Source organism: Rothia sp. LK2588 (assembly GCF_040946465.1).
In the GTDB taxonomy this organism is placed as follows: domain Bacteria; phylum Actinomycetota; class Actinomycetes; order Actinomycetales; family Micrococcaceae; genus Rothia.
The window spans coordinates 25,096-48,929 of the sequence record NZ_JAYWLS010000003.1; the positions used below are offsets into that span (position 1 = coordinate 25,096).

Sequence of the window (23,834 nt, forward strand, 5' to 3'; positions counted from 1 at the left end):
CCGATCGCATTTCATGAAGGGTAGACACCAATGATTTCTTCACCCCGCCGCCTGCTCGTCTTAGACGATGACCCTACGGGTAGCCAGTGCGTGAGCGGCATTGCCGTGGCGTTCGAAGAGGACGCCGAGCTGTTGCACCAGACCCTGGCGGAGCCATCCACCTCTTGCTTCGTTCTGACGAATACCCGTGCACTGGACGAGACCGATGCGGTCGAGAAGAATCAGCGCATCCTTCGCGGGGTCATCAAACGGTTCAAGAGCGCGGGGGTTTCCACGGCCGAGACCGGTCTGCACTTGGTTTCCCGCTCCGACTCAACGTTGCGCGGGCACGTCATCGCCGAACCCAACGCCTTGGCTGACGTGCTCGCGGAAGAAGGCGTGGCCGTAGACGCCTTCATCTTCGCCCCAGCCATGCTGGAGGCAGGACGCTACACCGAAAACAACGTTCACTACGCCCTGGTCGACGGGGAAGCTCGCAAAGTAGAAGACACCGATTTCGCTCAGGATGCCACCTTCGGGTACTCCCACTCCAACCTCCCAGAGTTCCTCGAAGAGGTCTCGGGCGGCAGTGTTGTGGCCGACTCGGTGCTCTGCCTCTCGCTGGGCGATATTCGTGCCGGGGTCTCGCGGGTCGTGGAACTGTTGCGGGAAACTTCCGAGCGGCAATGGGTGGTGGTCAACGCCACCGAGTACTCCGACATGGAGACGGTCGCCGATGCCATCACCCAGCTCGAGGGCGAGGGAAAGGTGTTTATCACCCGTTGCGGCCCCTCCTTCGTGCGCCCCCTGGCCGGCCAACACAGCGCGCGTGTGCTGGACGCCGAAGACATCAAGGTCAACCCCGAACGCCTACCTCACGGGCTCGTGGTGGTGGGGTCGCACGTGGGTCTCACCACGCAACAGCTTGCCGAGGTGCAACGACGCTCGGGCCTGTCGGAACACGAACTCAACGTGGAAAAGCTCCTCTCCCCGGAACGCTCGCAACACATCGAGGAGGTCGCCGCGGCGGTGCGCAGCGCCCTCAACGATGCGGACGCAGTCGTCTACACCAGCCGGCAACTCGTCTCCACCGACGACCCGGCCGAGTCGCTGGCGATCGCCCGCTCCGTCTCGGACGCCGTGGTGGAGGTGGTGCAGAAAACCAGGACGGCGCGTCCGGCCTGGGTGGTCGCCAAGGGTGGGATCACCTCCCACGAGGTCGCCCATCGCGGGCTGGGCATCCGCCTAGCCGAGGTGGCGGGGCAGTTCTTCACCGGGCAGATTTCGCTGTTTTCACCCTTGGAGGCACCCGAGGAGGTACTCGACGCGCCCTATGTGGTCTTCCCTGGCAATGTGGGCGGCCGGGAAGCGCTCGCGGATGTCATCGAGCGCCTGAAAGAGGCGAGTCGGTAAACCACGCCGAATGTCGTCGTTCGTGTAATTACAAGAAGTGTGAGAGGAAGAAAATGACAACCTCAATGAAAGTCGGTTGGATCGGGCTGGGTGCCATGGGTGCCCCCATGGCTCTGGTGACCGCACAGGCGGGGCACGAGGTCACCGCCTTCGATATGAATCCCGCCGCGCTGGCGGCCGTAGCGCCGACCGTCGCGTCGGCTCCGACCTCGCGCGAAGCGGTGGCAGGGGCAGACGCTGTGGTCATCATGGTAGCCACCGGCGCACAGCTCAACGCGGTACTTTTCGGCGAGGGTGGCATCGCCGATGTGCTCACCCCCGAAACCACTGTTCTGGTGATGTCTACCGTGGGGCCCGCTGCCATGGAGACCGCCGCCGCGATGCTGGCCCAGTACACCACCCACTGCGTTGATGCGCCGGTTTCCGGCGGAGTGGCGCGCGCAGGCGCCGGGGATCTGCTGGTGATGGTGGGCGGTTCGGACGAAGATATCACCCGGGTTGCCCCGCTCTTAGACGCCATGGCCTCGAACTACCCCGTGGTGGGATCCCGGGTGGGTGACGGGCAACGATTCAAGGTCGTGAATCAGCTACTGTGCGGCGTCCATATTGCCGCAGCCGGTGAGGCACTGGCGTTGGCTGACTCCATGGGTCTGGACGTGGCCCAGTGCCACGAGGTGCTCAATGCCGGCGCGGCGCAGTCCTTCATGTTCGAGGATCGCGGGGCGCGCATGGTCGGTGGAGAGTTCGACGAGGTGAAGTCGGCGCTGAACATCTTCGTCAAAGACATGGGCCTGGTGACGGACGCCGCCCGCGCCGTGGCGCAACCGGTCCCGTTAGCTTCGGTCGCCGAACAGCTCTACGTGCGTGGACGCCGGGAAGGGCTGGGGCATCGGGACGATTCCGTGGTCTTCGAGATGCTCAAGAAGCGGGACTAGTAACTGGTCTATTGACCACTTGCGACCGCGAAAGTCCCTGAGTGACCGGAAACAGCTGGTCGTCAGGGGATTTCCGCGGTCGCAAGCGGGTCAGCGCACCCGGCCATGAAACGCGACCGTCACGGGCGCACCCGCAGAGACACCTCCACCCTTTATCTACCGCTTAACCGGAGACGTTCCCCAGCTTGGAGTACAGCGCCGTGAGGGCGGCATAGGTGCCCTGTTCGAGCGTGACCTCGGGATCGGGTGAGAAGTAGGGGGAGTGGTTCGAGTAGATCGTCTCTCCGCTGGTGAACCGGTGTTCGTTGTACCCTCCGAAGAACCAGAACACATACGGCACGCCCAGGGCCGTGGCGAGATCGCTGAAGTCCTCGCTGCCCATGGCCTTCATCGCAGGGTCTGTGGCGACCGCGTCCTGGCCGAACTGCTGGATGAAAGCCTCCTGCAACGAGGCGGTTTCTTGCTCATCGTTGATGGTAGCGGGGAACCCTGAGAGGTGTTCGATCTTGGGCTCGGGGGCGCCGGCCACCACCGCTTCGCCCTCGATGATGCGATGGATAGAGTTCAGAACTTTCTCGCGAACCTCGGGGTTGAAGGTGCGCACGTTGAGCGTGAAAACTGCCGATTCGGGGATGATGTTCTCTTTGAACCCTCCCTGGAACATGCCCACGGTGACCACGGCGGCTTCGAGCGGGGCGACCTCACGAGAGACGATGGTCTGGAGTCGAGTGATCATCGCTGCTCCAAGCACAATCGGGTCGATGGAGTTTTCGGGTTGAGAACCATGCGCGCCGCTACCGAACACTGTGACCTTCATCGAATCTGCGGCTGTCATCATTTCCCCAGCAGAGACAATGAAGTGACCGCTTTTATCGGGCCACACGTGCTGACCGAAGATTATTTCGGGGTGGGGAACTTGCTCCCAAAGACCGGCCTCAACCATGGTCTGGGCGCCGTCGGCGACCTCCTCGGCGGGCTGCATGATGAACAGGGCCGTGCCCTGCCAGTTGCCGGGATCGGCAGCCCAAAGTTGCGCGGCGTAAAGGGCCGAGGTGATGTGGGTATCGTGCCCGCAACCGTGCATCAGGGGAACCTCGTTGCCGTCGAGAGTGCCGGTAGCCTGAGAAGCGTAACTACGGTCGGCCTTTTCTTTCAGCGGTAAACCGTCGATGTCAGCGCGGAAGGCCACCACCGGGCCCTCACCTCGGCTGAGGGAGAGTACCACTCCGGTCTCGCCGATGCGCCAGACTTCCCGCGTGACGCCCTCGCCAAGCTCGAGTTCGTTGAAACGACGCTCGATGAACTTCGCCGTCTGGTACTCCTGATGTGAGAGCTCCGGGTTGCTGTGAAGGTGCTTGTAATCTTCGATCTGTTGTTGCACCTCGTGCGAGGAGAGCTTGAGTGATTCGGGAAGATAAGCCATGAGAAGCTCCTTACGCTGTGAAGTTGTGTTGCCGTGGGCGCAGGGCCCAAGCGCTGATGCAGGCGGTGAGTGAGCGATTGGTGATCTCCGACGAAGTCCCGGATTCCCTCATGTGTTGTGTGTCTCAATACTATTACACCCGGGTGCCGGAGGGCACGGGTACCGGTGGTTTGCGACCGCGAAAGTCCCTGAGTGACCAGAAGCGGCTGGTCGTGAGGGGACTTCGGCGGTCGCAAACGGGTCAGCCTACCCGCGTACACTAGACAGCTATGAAGCGTGACCGGCACGGGCTTACCCGCAGAGATACCTCCGCCCTCGAAGTGGCCAAGCTGTATTACGAGCGCGGCCTGACCCAGCAGGAGGTTGCCGACTCCCTCCACATCGCCCGCCCCACCGTCTCCAAACTGTTGACTCACGCCAAAGACCGCGGGTTCGTGCAGGTCGCGGTCGTCGACCCCCGCGAGAACGACCAGCAGCTGACCGAACAGCTCAAGCAGAAATACCGCCTGGCGGAGGTTCGCCTGGTTACCGTGGCAGGACGCGGCCCGATGGATCTGCGCCACGCCCTCGGCCGTACCGCCGCGCACCTACTGGAGGAGCTCGTCCGTGAAGGCGACACCGTGGGGATCTCGTGGTCCAACACCGTCGCCGAGGTGGCCGCCGCCCTCACCCCGCAACCGGTGGCCGGGGTCAAGATCGTGCAACTGCGCGGGGACGTACCCGGCAACGCCAAGGCGCGGCAGATCGCCACCACCTACCGCCAGTTTGCCGACGCCTTCGATGCGCCCGCCCACATGTTTCACGCCCCCTCCGTCTTCGCCACCTTCGAGGAGAAGCAGACCAAGGTCGCCGAGGTCTCGGTCGGAGAGATCATCCGGTTGGGGATCGACAGCCGCATCGCCGTGTACAGCGTGGGGTCCACCGATAACGGCTCGGTGCTCTTCAGCTCCGACTGTCTTTCCCCGAGCGAGAAAGAGTTCCTGCTGGCCAACTCGGTCGGCGACATTTGCTCCCGCTACCTCAACGAGCGCGGGCAGATCTGCAACCCCGAACTGAACGGGCGCACTCTGGGGATTTCCCTGCCCGACCTGCGGCATAAAGAGCAGAAGGTGCTCGTGGCGGGCGGTCCCGAAAAGCTCGCGGCGATCCACGTGGCGGCATCCTACGGGTACGCGAACCGGTTGGTCACCGACGTCCAAACAGCCCAGCGGTTGTTGACGTTGTAACCGCGCCGCGCCAACGCCACATCCCGGGACGCACCGCCGGGCGCACCGACAGGTGCTCGCACTACCTATCTAAAACGTTACAAATGTTCCATACACTCCAGAATCCCCTTAAAACGGAACATATGTGCCAAAACGCCCCTTTCGCGGTCGACCCACGCGGCTAGTATTCATCGCATAGTCACTGACAAAGGAGTCACCTTGACGAATACAGCACAGCTCATCGACCACACCCTCCTCGCCCCAGACGCCACCGCCGCGCAGGTCGAAAAACTCTGCGCCGAGGCTCGCGAGCACGAGTTCTTCTCCGTATGTGTCAGCCCCAACCGGGTAGCCTTAGCCGCCGAAACCCTGAGCGGTTCGGCCGTGAAGGTCTGCACCGTGGTTGGGTTCCCCTCCGGGGTGCACACCACCACCACCAAAGCCTTCGAAACCGAGAACGCCGTGGCTAACGGTGCCGACGAAATCGACATGGTCATCAACATCGGCGCCGCCAAGGACGCCGACTGGCAGCTCGTCGAGGATGACATCCGCGGCGTCGTGCAGGCCTCCGACGAAGCGCTGGTCAAGGTGATCCTCGAGACTTGCCTGCTCACCGACGATGAGATCGTCGCCGCCTGCCGCGCCGCACAGAACGCCGGCGCCGACTTCGTAAAAACCTCCACCGGGTTCTCCACCGGCGGGGCCACCACCCACGCCGTGCGCCTCATGCGTGAGACCGTCGGCCCCGACATGGGAGTCAAGGCCTCCGGCGGCGTCCGCACCGCCCAGGCCCTGCACGAGATGGTGGACGCCGGTGCCAACCGCATTGGTGCCAGCGCCGGCGCCGCGCTGCTGGGAGAGGAGAACTAAGCCATGAACAACACCTCGATCGCCGTTGACCGCCGCAACGACCCGGGCGTGCCCAACACCAGCTGGGGCCTCATTAAAGACCCCTCCCGTCAGCTACACAATGGCTACCTGACCAAGACACCCATCTTCCAATACGTGTTGCTCTCCATTTGTTTTCCCATGTGGGGCGCGGCCGCCAGCTTGAACGACATTCTCATCACCCAGTTCAAGCACATCTTCACCCTCTCCGACTTCGCCACCGCCTTCGTGCAGTCAGCCTTCTACGGCGGTTACTTTGTGATTGCCATTCCCGCCTCCCGCGTGATTCGCCGCTTCAGCTACAAGGCGGGCCTGCTCATCGGCCTAACCATTTACATCCTTGGGTGCATGCTCTTCTTCCCCGCATCCCAGGCGGCCACCTACTCGGTGTTCCTGGCCTCGTTGTTCGCGGTGGCTATCGGTCTCTCGTTCCTCGAGACCTCGGCGAACACCTACTCCTCGATGATCGGACCGCAGAAGACCGCGACCCTGCGCCTGAACATCTCGCAGACCTTCACCCCGGTCGGCTTCTTCGCCGGCGCGTTGCTGGGCAAGTACCTGATCTTCACCGATGGCGCCTCCCTGGAAGACCAGCTGGCCGGGCTCGACCCCGTGGCCGCCCAGCAGCTCACCGAACAACTGCTGCAGCGCACCCTGGAACCCTACCGCTGGATCATCGTGGTGCTCGTGGTGCTGCTCCTGCTCGTCGCGATCACCCAGTACCCCGCCAGCAAGCCGCTGGATAAAACCGACCACGAGAAACCCGCAGGTCTCGGCGAGACCCTGCGCTACCTGATGGGCAACAAGAGCTTCCGTCAGGGCATCTTCGCCCAGTTCATGTACGTGGGTCTGCAGACCGCACTGTGGTCCTTCACCATCCGCCTGGCCCTGACGCTGGACGGCTCGCTCAATGAACGCACCGCCACTAACTTTCTGCTGTGGGCCTACGTGGCGTTCTTCATCGGCAAGTTCATCGCCAACTACCTCATCACCAAGATGGACGAAGACCTGGTGTTGATCATCTACTCGGCCCTGGGCATCCTGGCGCTGCTCTACGTGGTGTTCGTTCCCAATCTCAGCGCGGTCTGGGCGGCGGTGCTGGCTTCGGGCCTCATGGGTCCCGGCTGGGCGACCATCTACGCCCGCACCCTCGACACGATCGAAGATAAGCGCTTCACCGAGACCGGTGGCGCCGTGATCGTCATGGCGATCATCGGCGGCGCGGTGATTCCCGTGATTCAGGGTCTGATCTCCGATGTAACCGGTTCGATGTCCTTCAGCTTCAGCATCAACATCCTCTGCTACCTGGTGATCGGTCTCTACTTCTGGGGCCTGTACCGCACCTCCCGAAAGGCACGCGCATGAGCACCGTCATCCCGCTGCACCGCAGCCTGTTCACCGCGGCCGAGACCACCGTCCTCATGAGTGGCGACTACACCGTCACCGCCCGCACCTACGACTCGGGCGTGGAGTCGCTGACCGTGCGCAACTCGCGCGGATACGTGGAGGTACTGCCCTTTATGGGGCAGATCATCTGGGACGCCGCCTTCGACGGCATCAGCCTGCGCATGGACAACATGTTCCGCCAGCCCAAGCCCGTCTCGGCGATCCAAGACACCTACGGTTGCTTCGCTTTCCACTCGGGACTGCTCGCCGCCGGGTGCCCCGCCCCCGAGGACGACCACCCGCTACACGGGGAGTTCCCATGCGCCCCGATGGACAGCGCCGAACTGGCGCTCCACGAGGACGGCGCACTCACCGTACGTTCGAGCCACGAGTACGTGATGGGTTTCGGCCACCACTACCTGGCAACACCCTCGGTGACGCTGGCCCCCGGTTCGGGTCTGTTCACCATCGGGTTGCGGGTCAAGAACCTCTCGGCGTACGCCCCCATGCCGCTGCAGTATATGTGCCACATGAACTATGCGTTCGTGCCTGAGGGGCGCATGAGCGACAACCTGGCTCCCGGATCGTTCGCGTTGCGCCGCACCGTGCCCGCCCACGTGCATCCCACCCCGGAGTGGGAGCGGATCAACGAGCGTATTCTCTCCGGGGAATATGACGCCGATTCGCTGGCCGGTGCCGAGGCCTTCGACCCTGAGATCGTCTATTTTGCCGACGACCTGCCGCGGCAGACGTCCCGCGCCGAGTTCGCGCTCACCCGCCCCGACGGGACCACCTTCGTGACCCGTTTCGACACCGCGCAGTTCCCGGTGGCGACCCGCTGGATCCTGCACAACCCCGACCAGAAAGTCGCGGCGTTCGTGTTGCCGGGAACCTCGCGACCCGAGGGATTCCTGGCGGCGGAAAAAGCGGGCACGTTGATCCACCTCAACGCCGGGGAAGAACGTACCTTTGAGGTAGAGACCGGCCTGCTCCGCGCGACCGAAGCCGCATCGTCAACCACCCAGCCTGCCCAGAGCAAGGAGTAACGCCATGGACATCGCCGTCATCGGCTCCAACAACGTCGACCTGATTTCCTACATCACCCGCATGCCCGAGGAAGGGGAGACCATCGAGGCCCCCGACTTTCAGCTGGGTTGTGGCGGTAAGGGCGCGAACCAGGCCGTTGCCGCGTCCCGCCTCGGGTCTGAGGTGCTCATGGTGACCCGCGTGGGCAACGACCTCTTCGCCGATAACACCATCGCCAACTTCAAGGCCAACGGCATCGATGATAAGTACATCCTCAAGACCGAGGCCACCAGCGGCGTGGCCCCGATCTTCGTGGATCAGCAGTCCCGGAACTCGATCATCATCGTCAAGGGTGCCAACGCGCTGTTGACCCCGGAGGATCTGCAGAACGCCCGCGAAGACATCGCCGCCTGCCAGCTGATCGTCTTGCAGCTGGAGATCAACCTCGAGACCGTCTACGCGGCCATCGAGCTCGGCGCCGAACTCGGTATTCCCGTATTGCTCAACCCGGCCCCCGCCGCACCCGAGCTCTCGCTGGAGAAGATCAAGAACGTCGACTTCATCGTGCCTAATGAGACCGAGCTTTCGCTCATCTCGGGCATGCCGGTGGACACCCTCGACGACATCTCCAACGCCGCCGCGGTGCTCATCAACGCCGGCATCAAGAACGTGATCGTCACCCTCGGCGCCCGCGGCGTGCTCTGGGTTTCGGAGGCCGGCGAGCAGGTCATCGAGGCCAACGCGGTGCACGCGGTAGACACCACCGGCGCCGGGGACGCCTTCATCGGCTGCTTCACCCACTTCTGGGTGCGCAACCGCGACATCGCCGAGTCCCTGCGCCTGGCCAACTACTACGCCGGCGACTCGGTCACCCGCCAGGGCACGCAGAAGTCCTACGCCACCGGCGAGGAATTTCGCCAACGCTTCCCCGAGATCTTCTAGCGGTCGATCTGATCGAGGACGAGTTCGCCTCCACTCCACACCAGGTTCTTCGCCAGCGGGATCTGGTGGGAGGCGGACTCGAGGATGTGCATGAAGTACCCGGCGGTGTTGGGGAAGCCGAGGACGTCGCCCACGGCCACACCGCGCGGGAACACGATGGGCCGGCGCATGATGACCTCGTCTTCGATGCAGTAGGCCCCGACGAGGAAGCCCTCGTAGGGCTCACCCGCGGGCCCGCTCAACGGCAGGTGCAATGGATCCACGAGGTAGTCGTCGGAGGTGGTGCGTAGCTGGGTGCGGTTCATCTCCAGTCCGACCAGGGGCACACCGTCGCTGCGTTTCTTCACGAAGGCCACCCGGGCGAGGATCATCCCGCACCCGTCGAGCACGCTACGGCCCGGTTCCAGGTGCAGGCGCAGGCCCAACTCGCGCACGGCGTCCCCGGCCGCCGAAGCCAGGATCTGCTCGAGCCATTCCCCGCGCACCGGTGACTGGTGGAAGGGGTAGAAGTTCTTTAGCGGGTCGGCCTTCCAGGTGAACGGGGCGATCGCCCCGCTGTTCTGCGCCGCCAGGGCCGCCTTGAAGTTCGCCCACTGTTCGGCGTCGTCCAGGTAGCTCATGGGCACGCCGCCGCCGATGTCGATGAACTCGATCCGGTGCCCGGCCGCGCGGAGTTCCCGCACCAGACCGGTGGCCTCGAGCAGGGCGTCGATGCGGTCTTCGGCGCTATAACCGTGCAGGTGCAGGTGCACCCCGGCCACCGCAACCTGCGGATGGGCGACGGCCAGGTGCTCGGCCCAGACCTCGGTCAGCTCGCCGAAACGGGTGGGCATGAAGCGCGCCGGGTCGGGCGCCAAACGCGGCGCCACGCGCACGGTGGTGTTCTGCTCGGTGGCTAGCGCGAGCAGGCGGTCGTACTCGGCGGTGGTGTCTACCGAGACGGTCACCCCGTTCTCGATCGCCAGCCGCAACAGCTGATCGGTCTTGATCGCCGCCGAGAGGATCACGCGCTCGCCGGGCAGGCCGGCATCCAACACCTGGGAGAGTTCGCGGTAGCTGGCGACGTCCACGCCGTGACCGCCGCGCAGGGCCCGGTCGACGAAGGTCAGCGCCTTGTTGGCTTTGCGCGCGAAGAAGACGCGGACGTCCACCCCGGCGCGGTGCCCCACGGCGGTCAGCTCGGCGCAGTTGCGCTCCATCGGGTCTGCGTTGACCACGTTGAGGGGGCTACCGTACTCGGTGAAGGCGGCGTCGATCTGGCTTTCGGCCCGGGTCAGGTCGGTCATCCAGGGTTCGAGTCGGCCGGTCAGCGGCGGCATGCCATAGGCTCCGCCGCGTAGCTGCTCCTCGGCCTCGTTTGCCGGTTGCGATGCCTCGCCAGCGTGCAGTTGCGCGAGGGTTTGTGCCCAGAGCGGGATGACTGGGTGAAGCTTGCGGGAGAGCGAATCGTTGCCGAGTACAAACGGCTCGGTCATCCGTCCGGCGAACGCGAAGCGGGTCTGACCGGCGATCATGCCGTTCGGTTCGGTCTCCAAGGTCTTCGGGCGGTTGGTGGGTGCCTGCTCGGGGGCGATCTCGGCCAGCACCTGCGCGGCGAGCGTGCCGGGATGCACGCCGGGGGAGGCGAGCACGGCGTCCACCCAGGTGTCGATCTCTGCGGCGGGTTCGGCCGTCTCGGAGTGGTCGGACCCTGCACCGAGGCGGGAGAAGTCGACGATCCCGGCGTCGATCAGCGCCAGCACCTTACTGAGCTGCTGGGCGGGGGAGCCGAAAGCGAACGACTCCAGCGTGCGGGTCAGCTCCAGGAACTCCGGATCGCGCGCCAGGTCGGTGAACGAAACCCGCTCGACGATCACCGGGTAGAGCTCGCGCCAGGCCAGGCCGATCGCCTGCGGGTCGCGACGCGGGTCGGCGATCGCATCGCGCAATTCGGCAACCGGGTCGGCGGTCACCTGCAACGCCTCCCAGCTCACCTCGCGGCTGACCAGCGCGCTCGCGGCCTGAAGCAACACGTCCTTGAGCTCGGCGACGGTGCCCACTGCGCGAACCGCCCGGTGGTAACGGCGGAACAGGCGTGCCTCGTCCTCGGTGACCGGGTCGGGCTTGAGCTGAATGAAGCGCCCGCTGCGGGAGGTGGGGAAGATCTTGGCCGGTTCATCACCGCTGGCCACGTAACCGTTCTCGGTGAACCGCCCACCGCGCCCGGCGGTGAGGGTGAGAATCACGTCGATGGCGGTTAGCGCCGCCCCGCGAATACCTACGGTGGAACCGGCGGTGATACCCGAGAGGTTCCCGTAGGCGTCGATCATGCCCTCGGGGTGGGTGGGTGCCTCGTGTCCGGTCACCATCAGCACGTGGTCGAAACCGGTCAGTTCCGCCGGGTCGGTCACGGTGCGGGCTTCGAACGTCAGCGTGCACCCGGCGGGCAGGTGTTCCGCCACGTGTTCCCAGGACGCCGCCAGGAACTTACCTGCCGTGGCCCGCGGCGGGAAGACGTCCAGCGGTTCGGCCTCACCCAGCACCTCGCGGCGATAGTCGTCGAAGCTGCCCATGCGGGTGTGGATCGCGGAGGAGAAGAGGTTCAATACGATGTCATGGCTCTGGCCCGTATCGTAGGCCGCGCCGAAACCGGGCTGGCGGGCGTCGAAGACGGTGATGTCGAACTGCAGTCGATGCAGGTAGGCGACGCGGGAGAGTTCTTCCACGGCCCACAGGCCGCGGGGGCCGGCGCCGACGATAGCGATGGACAGGGGCACGGAAACCTCCGGGGAATTAGCTGGTGGGGCGCAGGTTCTGCTCGACCCACTGGTCATTGTAGATGGTGTTGGTGTAGGCCACTCCGCCGTCGTGGAGCACCACGACCACGGTATCGCCGGGGTTCAGCTGGTCCAGGTCGGCACGTAGCGCGGCCATGACGGCTCCGCCCGAGGCACCGGGGATGATCGCCTCGGTGCGCGCGAGCTGACGGGCGGCGTCCACGGCATCGGTGGCGGCCACGCGGCGGGTGTGGTGAGGGGTGCGCTGCTGGGAGAGGTCGGTGGTCACGCCGGCCCCGTATCCGGGCAGTAGGCGCTCGCCGCGTTGCCCGCCGTAGAGAACCGAACCCTCGGCGTCCACGGCGATGACTTCGGTGTGCGCCCTGCGCTTCTGCACTTCGGTCAGGCAGCCGCCGACGGTGCCCGTCGTGGAGACCGCCACGTAGACGCGGGTGGGGGCTTGGTTGAGGGCGTCGAAGATCTCGGACATCGTGCCCTCGCTGTGGGCGGTGAAGGCTGCCTGGTTGGAGTACTGATCGAGGTTGATCGAACCGGGGTACTCGGTGAGGAGTTCTTGCACCTTGTTGCGGCGGGCGGTGAGCCAGTCGTGGGTGACGGGGTCGGGCTCGGTGATGGGGTGTAGCACGCCCCCGTAGGCCTGGATGAGGGCCAGGGTGGCCTCGTTGGTGCGCGGGTCCACCACGCAGTGGAATTCGAAATCGTGCAGGATCGCCTGGCGGGCCAAGGCGATGCCGAGGTTGCCGGAACTGGATTCGACGACGATGGTGCCCGGCTTCAGACGCTTGGTGGCCTGGGCGTCTGCCACCAGGGCGGCGGCGGTGCGGTCTTTGGCGCTACCACCGGGGTTGAACTGTTCGAGCTTGGCGTAAATCCTGATGTCGCTGAGGTGGTGGGCGGCCTCCCAGCGGGGAAGGCGGACGAGTGGAGTGTCGCCGGCAACGTCTTCGATGTCGGCGTAAGCAGAAGTGGTCATGGCTATGAGTTTACGCCGGGTGCTAAGGGTTCTTAGTAATTGGCGCGAGGGTGCGCTCGGCTCCAGAAACTCTTATGAGCGCCCTCAGGGGGCATCAACAAGCCGATGGCGTTTTAATTAAACTAAATCGCTGGGTCTCACCTGAGGTGAGACCCAGCGAAAATACTATGCAAGGCCCTTGAGGATGGCCTTCCAATACAGCTGGGGTAATCCGTAACGCTTCAGATACCACATATCTTTACGCTCCTTCATCGTATTGATGAAGGGGATACTGGGGGCCGGTCTCATGTCGTAATCAAACTCGGCGAGCAACATGGTGCTACGGGACGTCACCAGGGGGCACGAAGCGTAGCCGTTATAGCGGGCTGTTGGATGTTCTCCTCGTATGACCGACAGCAAATTAGCGACCAATACAGGTGCCTGCTTACGGATGGCGGCGCCCGTTTTTGAATTGGGTGCAGAACAGACATCGCCCAGGGAGAATACATTCTCAAATTCTCGGTGTTGTAGCGTGGCGGGATCCACTGCTACGTAACCCAAGGGATTCTCTGGGTCTGCCAAGGGACTCTTTTTGATCCAGTCTGGTGCTGATTGCGGCGGTACCACATGCAAGAAGTCGTAATGAATATCCTCAGACTCGTCAGTTTTCAACGAAGAAATACGCACGGTCTGATCAGCGGAATTGATGGCAGTAGCTTCAGAGCTCAGCCGAACGTCAATACCGTAACGTTCAACAACCTTCTCGAGCTCACGTGAGAACTCCTCAACACCGAACATAGCGTCGGAGGGTAAGACGAGAACCACCCTCATGTCGTTGAGAACTCCCTGCTCGCGCCAGTAATCGGCGGCGAGGTAAGCAATCTTCTGCGGTGCGCCGCCGCACTTGATGGGGTTGGTGGGCATGGTAAAAACCGCAGTGCCAGAGGTGAGGTTCTTAATGCCTTCCCAAGTCTGAGGTGCTAGGGCATAGGAATAGTTACTCGAAACCTGAGGGGTTTTCAGGGCTTCTTCCAACCCAGGGATTCCATTCCAATCCAGTTGGATGCCGGCAGCGACTACCAGGTATTCATAATGGATGGAGCTACCGTTATCCAATTGCACCAGGTTGTGCTCCGTGTCTACCGAAGTAGCCGTTGCCTTGATCCAGGCTACTCCCTGCGGAATGACGTCAGCTTCTGGTTTGGCGGTTTCCTCAACTCGTGCTTGTCCACCGCCAACCAACGTCCACAGCGGTTGGTAATAGTGAGTAGAACTGGGTTCGATGAGCGCCACATCATGCTCGCCCGCCTTACGCAACCGAGCCGCGACGCTGATGCCGGCATTGCCGCCACCGATGATGACGATTCGATGTGAGATATTCATGCCTATTGACTCCTAACTCCCTGAAGGGAGTAGACCCTATCGCTTGAAGAGATTCGCAAAGATTCCTTGGCGGGGTTCCTGTTCATGGCCGGGGCAACGGTCAGCGGCGGGGACGCTTCTCATGACCTGATCCACGTGCTGGCCACATCCGGCCCAGGTGGTCTTTCCGCATTGTTTGCAAGTTACGGGACGACACATAACGTTCTTCTTTCTCTGAAAAGACGGCGGGCGAGTTCACCGGGAACCCGCCCACCGGGTCTAAAAATGATTACTGCTGAGCAGCCCAGGCAGCGTAGCTACCTTCGAGCTCAATGACATGGAAACCTGCTCGGCGCAGTCCGTTGGACACCACGGTGTTGCGGGCACCGGACTGGCAGAAGGTCACCAAGGTGCCGTTCTCGGGCAACTCGTCTTGACGCCACAGCGCCGATCCACCCGAAAGTTGCTGGGCACCGGGGATGGTGCCGTCGGCATATTCGGACTTGCCGCGCACGTCTACCAGTGCGTCGTAGGAGGTCTGCTCCAGCTCCGCCGGAGAGATCAACTCGGGAGTGTACGCCGGCAGGCCCTCGATGGTGGGGACGAAGTACTTGACCGCGTCGATGCCGGTACGGAAGAGGGTTTTGCGGAAGTCGTCCGCGGCCTGCTCGTCTTCGGCCAGCACGATGAGATCCTCGTGTTGCTTCTCGGGGTCGTAGACCCAGGCGGCAAAGTTCGCGGCCTTCGGGCCCGCGGGCACGTTCAGTGCGCCCTCGACGGTGCCCTGGTGTACCTCGTCCTGGTCGCGGGTGTCGACGAAGATTGCCGAACCGTCCGCCAGCTTCTCGCGGGCCTGGTCGGTCGAGAGCTCCTCGACCAGGGAAAGCTTGCCGATGACGGCCGGACCCTCCTTGTTCTCCTTCTTCATGCGGGCGAAGTAGGCGTGGGCATCGGGCTGGCCATCCAGCAGTTCGTCGATAAAGCCCTGCTCATCGTCATTGGCAAGATACTCCGACCACCAGGCGTTGGCGCGCTCGTACCCGACGGTGGTGGTGGGGACGGCACCGAGGGCCTTGCCGCAGGGGCTGCCTGAGCCGTGGGCCGGGAAAACCTGCACGTAATCGGGTAGGGGCAGGAAGGACTTCTTCAGGCTGGCGAAGAGCTGCTTGGCACCCTCGAAGCGGGTGTCTACACCGCCAGCTGCTTCGTCCAACAGGTCGGGACGACCCAGGTCGCCCACAAAGACGAAGTCGCCGGTGAGCATGTAACCCGGTTCCTGTGACACCGCACCATCGGTGATGAGGAAGGAGAGGTGCTCGGGGGTGTGGCCCGGAGTGTGTTGAGCGGTGAGCGTGATGTTGCCGATCGAGATGGTGGAGTCGTGTATCAGGCGCTCGCCCTCGAAGCCGTACTGCCAGTCTTCGCCGCCCTCGCCGGAGATGTAAATTTTTGCACCGGTTGCCTGGGCCAATTCACGGGTGCCCGAGAGGTAGTCGGCGTGGATGTGGGTCTCGGTGACGGCCACGATGTCCATGCCGTTTTTCGCTGCGAGGTCGAGGTAGACCTGGATGTCTCGGCGGGCATCGACGACGACGGCGGTGCCTTTCTTCTGGCAGCCGATGAAGTAGCTGGCCTGGGAGAGTCCCTCTTCATAAATGCGTTCGAAAAGCACGTTTGCTCCTTAATGTTTTCTTTGACTCTTATACCCCCGGGGGTATCTGTAAACCATCATAAGGGCACGCATTTTCTGAAGTCAAGATACCCCCGGGGGTAATTTTTCCCATTGATTCGCAGAAGCAAATGAGAACCATTATCATGTAGAGGGTCTAGAAAGGCATCTCCGTGACAATGAACTCCCGATTTCGGCTCTACAGCGCGCTCACCCTCGTCGTGATCCTGGGCGTGATCCTGATTTCCGCGGCGCACGGTCCCCTCAACACCACTCCTGCGACCACCGCCAAGATCGTACTGGGCCACCTGCTACCCAACATGCCCTGGATGGCAGACGGCTCCATCACCGCCGCCCAAGACCAAGCCGTCTGGGCCTTCCGTCTGCCGCGCGTCGTCCTGGCCGTCCTCGCCGGGGCGGCCCTCTCGCTGGCCGGCGTCCTGCTGCAGGTGATGGTGCGCAACCCGCTGGCCGAACCCTACATCCTCGGCATCTCCTCCGGCGCGGGCCTCGGTGCGGTGACCGCGATCGTCGCCGGATCCACCGCGCTGGCAGGTATCACCCTCAACCTCGCCGCGTTCATCGGTGCCGCGCTCACCATCGCCCTGGTGTACTTCCTCGCCCTTGACCACGGGCGCATCATGTCTGCCCGGCTCATCCTCGCCGGCGTGGCCATCGGCTCCTTCTTCGCCGCGCTCACCAACTTTCTCATCATGACCACCGATGCGCAGAACATCTACTCCATCCTGCACTTCATGCTCGGCTCGGTCTCCGCGGCGCAATGGTCCAACACTGCCCCGCCCGCCGTGGCACTGCTGCTGGCGCTCATCGTTGTCAGCACCAAAACGCGCGCTCTCAACGCCTTGCTCATGGGCGACGAAACTGCCACCGCCCTCGGCGTGAACGTCTCGACACTGCGCAAAGTGCTCCTGGGTGTCACGGCGCTACTGACCGCCGCGACCGTCTCGGTGGCCGGTGGTATCGGGTTCGTCGGGTTGATCGTGCCGCACCTGTGCCGCATGGCCGTCGGTGCCGACCACCGACGCCTCATCCCGCTCAGCGTGCTCGGCGGCGGCGCCTTCCTCGGCCTCTGTGACCTGCTCGCCCGCACGCTCGCCGAGCCCGTCGAGATCCCGCTGGGCATTATCACCGCTGCGCTCGGCGCCCCGTTCTTCCTCTGGATCATGCGCAGGAAAGGCATCTCATGACCCTGAACATCGTCGGCCTCAGCGTCAACATCGCCGGCCGCGACATCCTCCACAACATCAACCTCACCGTCGAAACCGGCACCACCCTCGGTTTGCTCGGTGCCAACGGTAGCGGCAAGTCGACCCTGCTCAAGACCCTTTACCGGGTGCAGGCCCCCACCGCCGGGCGCGTGTTACTCGACGGCACCGACCTGGCCAGCCTCGGCTCGATCCAGGCCGCGCGCGCCATCGCCGCCATGACCCAGGAGATCACCTCCGACTTCCCGCTCACCGGCCGAGAGGTGGCCCTACTCGGACGCGTACCCCACCAGCGCGGTTTCGGCGCGGACTCCCCGCAGGACCTCGAGATCGTCGCCCAGGCACTCGAGGACGCCGGCGCCACCCACCTGGCGGAGAGATCCTTCGCCACGCTCTCGGGTGGTGAAAAGCAGCGGGTGCTGCTGGCCCGCGCGCTCACTCAACAGACCCCGGTGTTGGTGCTGGACGAGCCCACCAACCACGCCGACCTGTTCTTTCAGCACGAGCTCATGCACACCGTGGCCGCCACCGACAAGACCGTGGTGGTGGCTTTGCACGACATGAACCTGGCCCTGACCTACTGCGACGCGATTGCCGTACTGGATCGGGGTCGGCTCGTGGCTCACGGTAATCCCCATCAGATTCTTGACCCGGCGTTGGTGGAGGAAGTCTTCGGTGTCTCCTCCCGTGCCGTGGCAGATCCGCGCGGCGGGCACGTCCTGTCATTGCGGCGCCGCGACAGCGCCACCCACACCACACACCCCAACCAAGGAGAACTATGAAACGCACCAAGTCTGCCGCTTACCTGAGCCTTTCCACCGCGATGCTGACCGTGCTGGTCGGCTGCGGCCAGTCCGTGAGCGAGGTCAACGAGGCGAAGTCTTCGGAGTCCGGCACGAAGATCACCAACTGCTCGGTGGAGCACACCTACCCGGCTGAGTCAAAGAAGGTCGTGGCGCTCAGCCCCGGCCAGGCCGACATCGTGGCCCGCCTCGGCGCGGGCGACAGGATCGCCGGCATCGCTCAGCTCAACGGCGAGAAGATGCCCGCTTCGCTGACCGATCAGGGACACAACCCGCCCGTACTCAGCCAAGACACTCCGCCCACTCGCGAACAGCTGCTGAAGGCACAGCCCGACCTGGTGCTCTCCCCGACCACCTACGAGTTCAACGCCGAGCAGGGGTACGCGACCCAGGAACAGCTCAAGCAGTCCGGTGCGGAGACCTACGTGGCGGCGTCCGGATGCCTGGACAACCGGTCTAAGGCGAAGGTGCAAGACTTCTTTACCGACCTTGATGCCTACGGCAAGATTCTCGGCCGCGAGGACGACGCGAAGAAGCTCGCCGAACAGGCTCAGCAGCAGCTGGATGATGCCGCCGCCCGCTACGAGGGTAAGAGCAAGAAGTCGGTGGCTCAGCTGTACATCGAGGGCAACAATGTGACCGCTATTGGTGCCGGCATCGAACACAGCATTGCCGAGGCGGCCGGTGCCGATGGCGTGTTCAATCCCGATGACGCGGCCTTCAAGGAGTTCTTCGCCGCCGAGGTTTCTCGCGAGGAGATCCTGAAAAAGAACCCCGAGGCGATCGTTTTCACTACGACCAGCCCCGAGCAGGAGCAGGCTTCGCGCACGTGGATGAAGGAGAACCTGTCTGAGGTGACCGCCGTGAAGGAGGACCGTTTGATTGCGATCCCGGCCTCTGACATGCTGCCCGGTACCTGGGGAAATATCGACGCGGTGACCACCATTAGCCAGAAGCTCTACGGCTAGGGCTTTCCACCCCCGGACGCTTCCGGCTCAGGAGCGTTCCCCCGTATTTGAGCGGTGAAACGCCCGGTCCCAATCCATTTGTACCCCGAAAATCACCCAGTATGTCCTTTTTGACATACACAGTGATTTTCGGGGTACAAACGCGTGGGGCTCCGGCGTGTCCTTTCAGCGGGAGGAACGCCCGTGGGTGGGCCCTCAGCCAGCGGCGTCGAACCGGACGACGCGCGGCAACGTGGCTAGGGTCTGGTCGCGGTGGCTGATCACCAACACCGCACAGGGCAGATCCCGCACGACTTCCATCACGCGAGCCTCGTTGGCGGCGTCCAGGGCGGCGGTCGTCTCGTCGAGAATGAGCAGGTCCGGTTCGCGCAACAGCGCCCGCGCCAGACCCAACCGGGCTTGCTGGCCCCCGGACAACGAGCGTCCGCCCTCGCTGACCGCGGCGGCGAGCGTCAGCGGAAAATCGACGCTCGCGGGCCGCAACCCTACCCGTTCCAGGACGGAGAGTAGCTGTTCGTCGGTGACGTCCGGGGCGCCCAGACGCAGGTTTCCCGCCAGGCTCCCGTGAAAGAGCGGGGTCTCTTGCTCCACCAGCTGGACGCGGCGGGCCAGCTCCTCGGGGGTGTACGACTGCACCGGCGCGCCCGCCACCTGCACGGTCCCACCGGTCGGTGCCCAGAGCCCACTCAGCACGCGCGCCAGGGTCGACTTGCCGCTGCCCGAGGGGCCGGCGACTCCCACGTGTTCACCCGGCAGCAGAGTCAGATCGGGCAAAACCAGGGCGTCCCTGCCCGGGTAAGCGAACCGTGCCCCGCGGGTGCAGGCCACCGCGTCGCCGGCCTCCGCGACCGGGGGAGCACCCGCAGCAGGGGCGACCTCGCCAAGCTGAATGCCTTCGCGCACCTTGGCCGCGCTGCCGCGCAGAGGCTGGATCGTCGCCAGTACTTCTACGGCCTGGGCCAGCGGAGCCATGAGCGTCAGGGTGCCCGCGAGGATGCAGGGCACGACCACCGGGTCGGTGTAGTCGCCGGTGAAGGCCACCACGGCCACCGCGAGCGCGGTCAGCACCACCACGCCGTCGCGCAGGTGTTCACCCGCAACGGTGTTCAGACGCACCGCCGCCGTCGATTCGTCCAGGCGGGATCCGGCGCGGTGTACCTGGCTCACTGCCCGGTCGGTTTGTGCGAAGACCAGGATCTCGCGTAGCCCGGAGAGCACGTCCACGGTTTTCTCGGAGAACTCGGCCAGGGCGCGTTGCCGGGTGCGGCCGAGTTCGGCCCCGCGGCGCATGAGCGGCCACGAGCAGGCGAGGAGCAGGAGGCAGCCGAGCACGAAGACGCCGGCCAGCACCGGGTTCACCCAGATCAGCACGGGGATCGCGCCCATGCCGATCAGGGTCGCGGCCACCAGTTGCGCGACGGTGTGGGCGTAGAAGAATTCGAGTTTTTCGACCTCGGTCATGGTGGTTGAGGCCAGTTCCCCCGAGTGCACCCCGCGCGGGGAGGGGATACCGCGGGAGAACCCGTCGAACAGGGCCATGCGTAGCGCGGCCAGCACGCGGTAGGCGGTGGCGTGGGAGACGTCCATTTCGTGCCAGGTGATGACCGGGCGGACGAGCGCCAGCAACACCCCGGCCACCCACCAGCCCGGGGACGCCGCCCGCTGGAAGATCGCGGCTTCGGCCACGAGGCGGGCGGTGACCACGGAGAGCCCGATGAGGCTCAGATGGGCGATGAGGTCGACCGCGATGGTCCAGATGAGGGCGGTGCGTTCGGTCCGTAGGAAGGGCAGGAGCGCGAGGAAGTCTCCCACAGTGGTGGTGTCGACGCGGGATGTGGTGGCGTTCATCGGTGGTCTCCCTCGGTGGTGGTGCGCGGGGTGATGACGGTGCGTGAGGTGGCGTCGCCGGGGTAGGTGGCGGCGTCATCGGGGCGGGCGGTGTGTGAGTCGGCGGGTGCCGCACGCGGTGTGAGTCGGCGGTCTTCCAGGTGCCAGAGCCGTTCGGCGGCCTGGAGCGCTTCGTGCCGGTGGGCGATCATGATGATCGTGCGGGTACGGGCGTGCCGGGTCAGGGCGCGGCAGATGAGTTCGGCGTTGTGGTTGTCGAGGGCGCTGGTGGGCTCATCCAGTAGCACCACGGCGGCGTCGGTGAGCAGGGCGCGCGCGATGGCCAGCCGTTGCCGTTGCCCGCCGGAGAGGTTTCTGCCGGCCTCGGTCACGCGGGCGTGGAGCCCCTCGGGCCAGGTGCGCACGGTGGTGGCCATGCCGACCTCCTCCAGCGCGGCCCAGAGTTCCGCTTCGGACGCCTCGGGGGCGCCGGTGCGTAGGGTCTCGGCGATGGTGCCGGGGAAGAGGTACGACTCCTGCGCCACGAGTACCGCCCGGCCCGCTACGGTCACCTGCCCGGCGTTTGGGGTCAGGAAACCCAGGATGAGGTCGAAAAGGGTGGATTTTCCCGCGCCGGAGGGCCCGGTGAGGGCGTGGAGCGCACCGGGGGTGAAGGTCGCGGTGACGTTGTCGAGGACGGTCGCGGCGGCGTCGTACCCGAAGCTCACCTCGGTAAGCGCCACGGTTCCGGCGGGGGTGATAGGCCGGGTGGGCTCACCACCGGTGGCGGGTTCACTACCCCCGGCGGGGGCCGCAGGTTCCGTCGGAGCGTTCCGCTCGGCGTCCAGCGCGCGGTCGATGCTACCCAGCCCGGTGATGCCCAGGTATCCGGCGTGCCAGTGCCGGGCCAGGTCGCGGACGGGGCGGAAGGCTTCGGTGGCCATCATCAGCAGCAGGTAGGCCCCGACCACCGCCAGGGAGCCGTCGGTGCGTTCGGCCACGGCCACGCAGGCGGTGAGGAACATACCCAGCTGGATTCCGGCGTCGGTGAGGGCGGTGTCGACCAGGGAAACACGCATGGTGGCCACCGTGTTGCGGTGTAGGCGGCCGGAACGCTCGGCCAGTCGTCGGCGGAAGGGAGCCACCGCGCCGAGGGTGCGCAGGGTGCTCATCGAGCGGAGGGCTTCGAGAAAGTCGGCGCTGAGGGTTTCGTAGCTTTCCCACTGCTCCTCACCGCGGGCCAGCAGACGTTTCTTCCACCAGCGTGGGCCGATCACGGCCAGCCCGATCCCAGCCAGTAGCACGAGCGCGGCGAGCGGGCTGAGCACGGCGAGCGCGAGCACCACGGCGGGGCAGAGAATCCAGACCTGTAGCGCGGCGGGGATGTACTTGGTGACGTAGGCGTCGATACCCTCCACGCCCTCGCTCAGGGCCAGCCGTCGTGCGCCCAGGCGTTCTCCTGCGGAGTAGAGGCGGTCGGGGGTCAGGAAGGCGCGCAGGAGTTGTTCGCGCAGGTCGGTGCGGACTTTCCGTCCCAGGGTGATGGCCTGCCGTTCCTGCAGACGGGCGAGCACCCAGCGCACGATCACACAGGTGATGACACCGGCCAGCGCGGCGGCGGGGAGGTCGCGGCCGGTGCCGCTACGCACCGCCTGCGCGAATCCGCTGAGCACCCAGGCCATGAGCGCGGCCTGCCCCCAGAAGGTCAGCGTGAGCGCCAGCTGGAGCGCTGTGGCGGTGGCGAGGTGTCGCGGGTGGGTACGCGCCAGCTGCCAGAGACGCGGGTCGAGGATCTTCGCAGCGGCGCGGTCGATCAGGCGAACCCGGCCGGGCCGAGCGGTCAGCGGTGTGGTCATGGGTGTTGCTCCTGTGCGCGTGGTGGGGCGGGTGCGGCTTCTGCGGTGAGTCCGTGGCAGATCGGCCCGTGCGGCCCGCCGTGAACCCATCCCGAGATGGGCCGGGCGTTGCGCCCTACGGCGAGCAGTCGCACCAGTTGGCGGGCGGCGGCGCGGTGGATCTCCCACAGAGCGGCCGGGTCGTCGGGGCCGCGGAAGAGGGTGAGGTCGGTGGCGTGCTCGACCCATTCCTGCCCCGAGCACCACCGGCCCAGGCCCGCCTGTTCCGGGTCTGGGGTTTTCTCTCGTGCGGTTCCCTCTTCGGTGGGAAGACCGCGCGCGCCGGGTTCGCCGGTGCCCGCGACGGCGATGAGCGCCTGCACCTCGGGGCTACGGCGGCGGGCCAGCTGCCCGGTGGTCAGCGAGATCCCGGCGTCTGCAGGGGCAGGACGTGGTCGGTCCACACCGAGTTCGCGCACCCCGGGGATGAACTCGGGGGTGGGTGTGGCCGGCCCCAGCGGCCCAGCGCACCCGGCGGGACGTCCGCCCGCGGCATCCGCGGGCACCGATGGTTCGGCCTGCGGGGAGCGCACCTCTAGGCCGATCATGGGGATCTCCACGGCAGACCCCGGCCAGAGATCCTCCCAGCGGTCCGGGGCGGGGAGCAATGCCTGCTCGGCCAGCTCGTCGGCGGTGCCGGTCAGTGCCCGGCCGGCCAGCCCCAACCCGCGGGTGCCGGCCGTGAGCAACTCGAAGGCGTAGGCGGCGTCCCCGATGAGCACCGCCGGGCTGCGGTGGTGGTAGCGGGCGGCGGTCCGGCGAGGCAGCACGGTCAGCACCACCCGGGCGCACGCTGGAGGGAGGCCCGACTCCGACCCACCCCGGCGTATGAACGCTCCGGTCTCCGGGTGGAGGGTGTAGCACCCGGCGGGCAGGTCAAAGCCCGACCCGCACAGCAGGTGCCACTGCACCGGGTAGCAGGCCCCGGCCGAGGGCACCCCGCGGGCACGTATCCCGGTCGGCTCGCCGGTGCGCCGGTCGCGGTGGAAGTCTTCGCCCCAGCCCAGCTGCCGCACGAGGGAGGCCAACCCCGGGCGTCCTTCTGGGGTAGCGGCCGATTCCGGCACGTGTTCCTCCCCGCGCCAGCGGTTCACGCGCGGGCCTGGGTGTGCCATCGGCGGCGGGGTGTGGGGTGAGAAATTGGTGGGTGTCTTCATA

18 protein-coding genes are annotated in these 23,834 nt (G+C 65.2%); 10 read left to right on the forward strand and 8 right to left on the reverse strand.

The genetic code is table 11. The features are described from left to right. Positions 1–30: 30 nt before the first annotated feature. Positions 31–1,392, forward strand: a complete 1,362-nt coding sequence (locus tag VVR12_RS07225) for a four-carbon acid sugar kinase family protein (protein ID WP_368550520.1) — start codon at positions 31–33, stop codon at positions 1,390–1,392. A gap of 53 nt (positions 1,393–1,445) precedes the next feature. Next, positions 1,446–2,327 carry an NAD(P)-dependent oxidoreductase gene (locus tag VVR12_RS07230; RefSeq protein WP_368550521.1) on the forward strand — a complete coding sequence of 294 codons (882 nt, stop codon included), beginning with the start codon at positions 1,446–1,448 and terminating at the stop codon, positions 2,325–2,327. 163 nt (positions 2,328–2,490) lie between these two features. Here the strand turns inward: VVR12_RS07230 and VVR12_RS07235 are convergent, their stop codons facing one another. Next, complete coding sequence (locus VVR12_RS07235) at positions 2,491–3,750, reverse strand: amidohydrolase (protein ID WP_368550522.1); 1,260 nt, start codon at positions 3,748–3,750, stop codon at positions 2,491–2,493. A gap of 269 nt (positions 3,751–4,019) precedes the next feature. Here VVR12_RS07235 and VVR12_RS07240 point away from each other — a divergent pair, with 269 nt between their 5' ends. From VVR12_RS07240 to rbsK, 5 genes are all read left to right on the forward strand, one after another. Next, the gene (locus VVR12_RS07240; RefSeq protein WP_368550523.1) at positions 4,020–4,976 is read left to right on the forward strand and encodes a sugar-binding transcriptional regulator; all 957 of its coding nucleotides are present in this window, start codon (positions 4,020–4,022) and stop codon (positions 4,974–4,976) included. A 198-nt stretch (positions 4,977–5,174) separates the two neighbouring features. After that, the gene (deoC, locus tag VVR12_RS07245; RefSeq protein ID WP_368550524.1) at positions 5,175–5,825 is read left to right on the forward strand and encodes a deoxyribose-phosphate aldolase; all 651 of its coding nucleotides are present in this window, start codon (positions 5,175–5,177) and stop codon (positions 5,823–5,825) included. Positions 5,826–5,828: 3 nt separating this feature from the next. Beyond that, positions 5,829–7,208, forward strand: coding sequence for an L-fucose:H+ symporter permease (fucP, locus tag VVR12_RS07250; RefSeq protein WP_368550525.1), 1,380 nt, complete (start codon positions 5,829–5,831; stop codon positions 7,206–7,208). After that, positions 7,205–8,275 (forward strand): aldose 1-epimerase family protein, encoded by a 1,071-nt coding sequence (locus tag VVR12_RS07255; protein WP_368550526.1) that lies wholly within the window; start codon positions 7,205–7,207, stop codon positions 8,273–8,275. The genes fucP and VVR12_RS07255 overlap by 4 nt, the downstream gene beginning before the upstream one ends. Before the next feature lie 4 nt (positions 8,276–8,279). Next, positions 8,280–9,197, forward strand: coding sequence for a ribokinase (gene rbsK / locus VVR12_RS07260; protein WP_368550527.1), 918 nt, complete (start codon positions 8,280–8,282; stop codon positions 9,195–9,197). On the opposite strand, the gene VVR12_RS07265 is transcribed toward rbsK, so the two are convergent. The 4 genes from VVR12_RS07265 to VVR12_RS07280 form a co-directional block, all read right to left on the reverse strand. Then, positions 9,194–11,953: an FAD/NAD(P)-binding protein gene (locus VVR12_RS07265; protein WP_368550528.1), complete on the reverse strand. Its 2,760-nt coding sequence runs from the start codon at positions 11,951–11,953 to the stop codon at positions 9,194–9,196. The genes rbsK and VVR12_RS07265 overlap by 4 nt on opposite strands. 16 nt (positions 11,954–11,969) lie before the next feature. After that, on the reverse strand, positions 11,970–12,947 hold the full coding sequence (locus VVR12_RS07270; protein ID WP_368550529.1) for a pyridoxal-phosphate dependent enzyme: 978 nt from the start codon (positions 12,945–12,947) through the stop codon (positions 11,970–11,972). A 165-nt stretch (positions 12,948–13,112) separates the two neighbouring features. After that, entirely contained in the window at positions 13,113–14,309 is a 1,197-nt protein-coding gene (locus VVR12_RS07275) for an FAD-dependent oxidoreductase (RefSeq protein WP_368550530.1), read from the reverse strand. Positions 14,310–14,577: 268 nt separating this feature from the next. Next, positions 14,578–15,960, reverse strand: a complete 1,383-nt coding sequence (locus VVR12_RS07280; RefSeq protein ID WP_368550531.1) for a rhodanese-like domain-containing protein — start codon at positions 15,958–15,960, stop codon at positions 14,578–14,580. 176 nt (positions 15,961–16,136) lie between these two features. Here VVR12_RS07280 and VVR12_RS07285 point away from each other — a divergent pair, with 176 nt between their 5' ends. Genes VVR12_RS07285 through VVR12_RS07295 form a run of 3 tightly spaced genes read left to right on the forward strand, consistent with a single transcriptional unit; the run spans position 16,137 to position 18,954 of the window. Continuing rightward, the gene (locus tag VVR12_RS07285; protein ID WP_368550806.1) at positions 16,137–17,165 is read left to right on the forward strand and encodes a FecCD family ABC transporter permease; all 1,029 of its coding nucleotides are present in this window, start codon (positions 16,137–16,139) and stop codon (positions 17,163–17,165) included. Further along, positions 17,162–17,965 (forward strand): ABC transporter ATP-binding protein, encoded by an 804-nt coding sequence (locus VVR12_RS07290; protein WP_368550532.1) that lies wholly within the window; start codon positions 17,162–17,164, stop codon positions 17,963–17,965. The genes VVR12_RS07285 and VVR12_RS07290 overlap by 4 nt, the downstream gene beginning before the upstream one ends. Continuing rightward, the gene (locus VVR12_RS07295) at positions 17,962–18,954 is read left to right on the forward strand and encodes an ABC transporter substrate-binding protein (RefSeq protein ID WP_368550533.1); all 993 of its coding nucleotides are present in this window, start codon (positions 17,962–17,964) and stop codon (positions 18,952–18,954) included. The genes VVR12_RS07290 and VVR12_RS07295 overlap by 4 nt, the downstream gene beginning before the upstream one ends. Positions 18,955–19,149: 195 nt before the next feature. On the opposite strand, the gene VVR12_RS07300 is transcribed toward VVR12_RS07295, so the two are convergent. From VVR12_RS07300 to VVR12_RS07310, 3 genes are read right to left on the reverse strand one after another with little or no spacing between them, the layout of a single operon-like run. Next, a complete protein-coding gene (locus tag VVR12_RS07300; protein WP_368550534.1) occupies positions 19,150–20,802 on the reverse strand; it encodes an amino acid ABC transporter ATP-binding/permease protein in 1,653 nt (550 codons plus the stop codon). Next, positions 20,799–22,637, reverse strand: a complete 1,839-nt coding sequence (locus VVR12_RS07305; protein ID WP_368550535.1) for an ABC transporter ATP-binding protein/permease — start codon at positions 22,635–22,637, stop codon at positions 20,799–20,801. The genes VVR12_RS07300 and VVR12_RS07305 overlap by 4 nt, the downstream gene beginning before the upstream one ends. Then, on the reverse strand, positions 22,634–23,833 hold the full coding sequence (locus VVR12_RS07310; protein WP_368550536.1) for a hypothetical protein: 1,200 nt from the start codon (positions 23,831–23,833) through the stop codon (positions 22,634–22,636). The genes VVR12_RS07305 and VVR12_RS07310 overlap by 4 nt, the downstream gene beginning before the upstream one ends. Between the last annotated feature and the right edge of the window lies 1 nt (position 23,834).

Excerpts from the sequence above, each read along its gene's own strand:
- VVR12_RS07225 (WP_368550520.1), top strand. The coding sequence starts at position 31 with ATGATTTCTTCACCCCGCCGCCTGCTCGTCTTAGACGATGACCCTACG.
- VVR12_RS07230 (WP_368550521.1), top strand. The coding sequence starts at position 1,446 with ATGACAACCTCAATGAAAGTCGGTTGGATCGGGCTGGGTGCCATGGGT.
- VVR12_RS07235 (WP_368550522.1), bottom strand. The coding sequence starts at position 3,750 with ATGGCTTATCTTCCCGAATCACTCAAGCTCTCCTCGCACGAGGTGCAA.
- VVR12_RS07240 (WP_368550523.1), top strand. The coding sequence starts at position 4,020 with ATGAAGCGTGACCGGCACGGGCTTACCCGCAGAGATACCTCCGCCCTC.
- fucP (WP_368550525.1), top strand. The coding sequence starts at position 5,829 with ATGAACAACACCTCGATCGCCGTTGACCGCCGCAACGACCCGGGCGTG.
- VVR12_RS07255 (WP_368550526.1), top strand. The coding sequence starts at position 7,205 with ATGAGCACCGTCATCCCGCTGCACCGCAGCCTGTTCACCGCGGCCGAG.
- rbsK (WP_368550527.1), top strand. The coding sequence starts at position 8,280 with ATGGACATCGCCGTCATCGGCTCCAACAACGTCGACCTGATTTCCTAC.
- VVR12_RS07270 (WP_368550529.1), bottom strand. The coding sequence starts at position 12,947 with ATGACCACTTCTGCTTACGCCGACATCGAAGACGTTGCCGGCGACACT.
- VVR12_RS07275 (WP_368550530.1), bottom strand. The coding sequence starts at position 14,309 with ATGAATATCTCACATCGAATCGTCATCATCGGTGGCGGCAATGCCGGC.
- VVR12_RS07285 (WP_368550806.1), top strand. The coding sequence starts at position 16,137 with ATGAACTCCCGATTTCGGCTCTACAGCGCGCTCACCCTCGTCGTGATC.
- VVR12_RS07290 (WP_368550532.1), top strand. The coding sequence starts at position 17,162 with ATGACCCTGAACATCGTCGGCCTCAGCGTCAACATCGCCGGCCGCGAC.
- VVR12_RS07295 (WP_368550533.1), top strand. The coding sequence starts at position 17,962 with ATGAAACGCACCAAGTCTGCCGCTTACCTGAGCCTTTCCACCGCGATG.
- VVR12_RS07300 (WP_368550534.1), bottom strand. The coding sequence starts at position 20,802 with ATGAACGCCACCACATCCCGCGTCGACACCACCACTGTGGGAGACTTC.
- VVR12_RS07305 (WP_368550535.1), bottom strand. The coding sequence starts at position 22,637 with ATGACCACACCGCTGACCGCTCGGCCCGGCCGGGTTCGCCTGATCGAC.
- VVR12_RS07310 (WP_368550536.1), bottom strand. The coding sequence starts at position 23,833 with ATGAAGACACCCACCAATTTCTCACCCCACACCCCGCCGCCGATGGCA.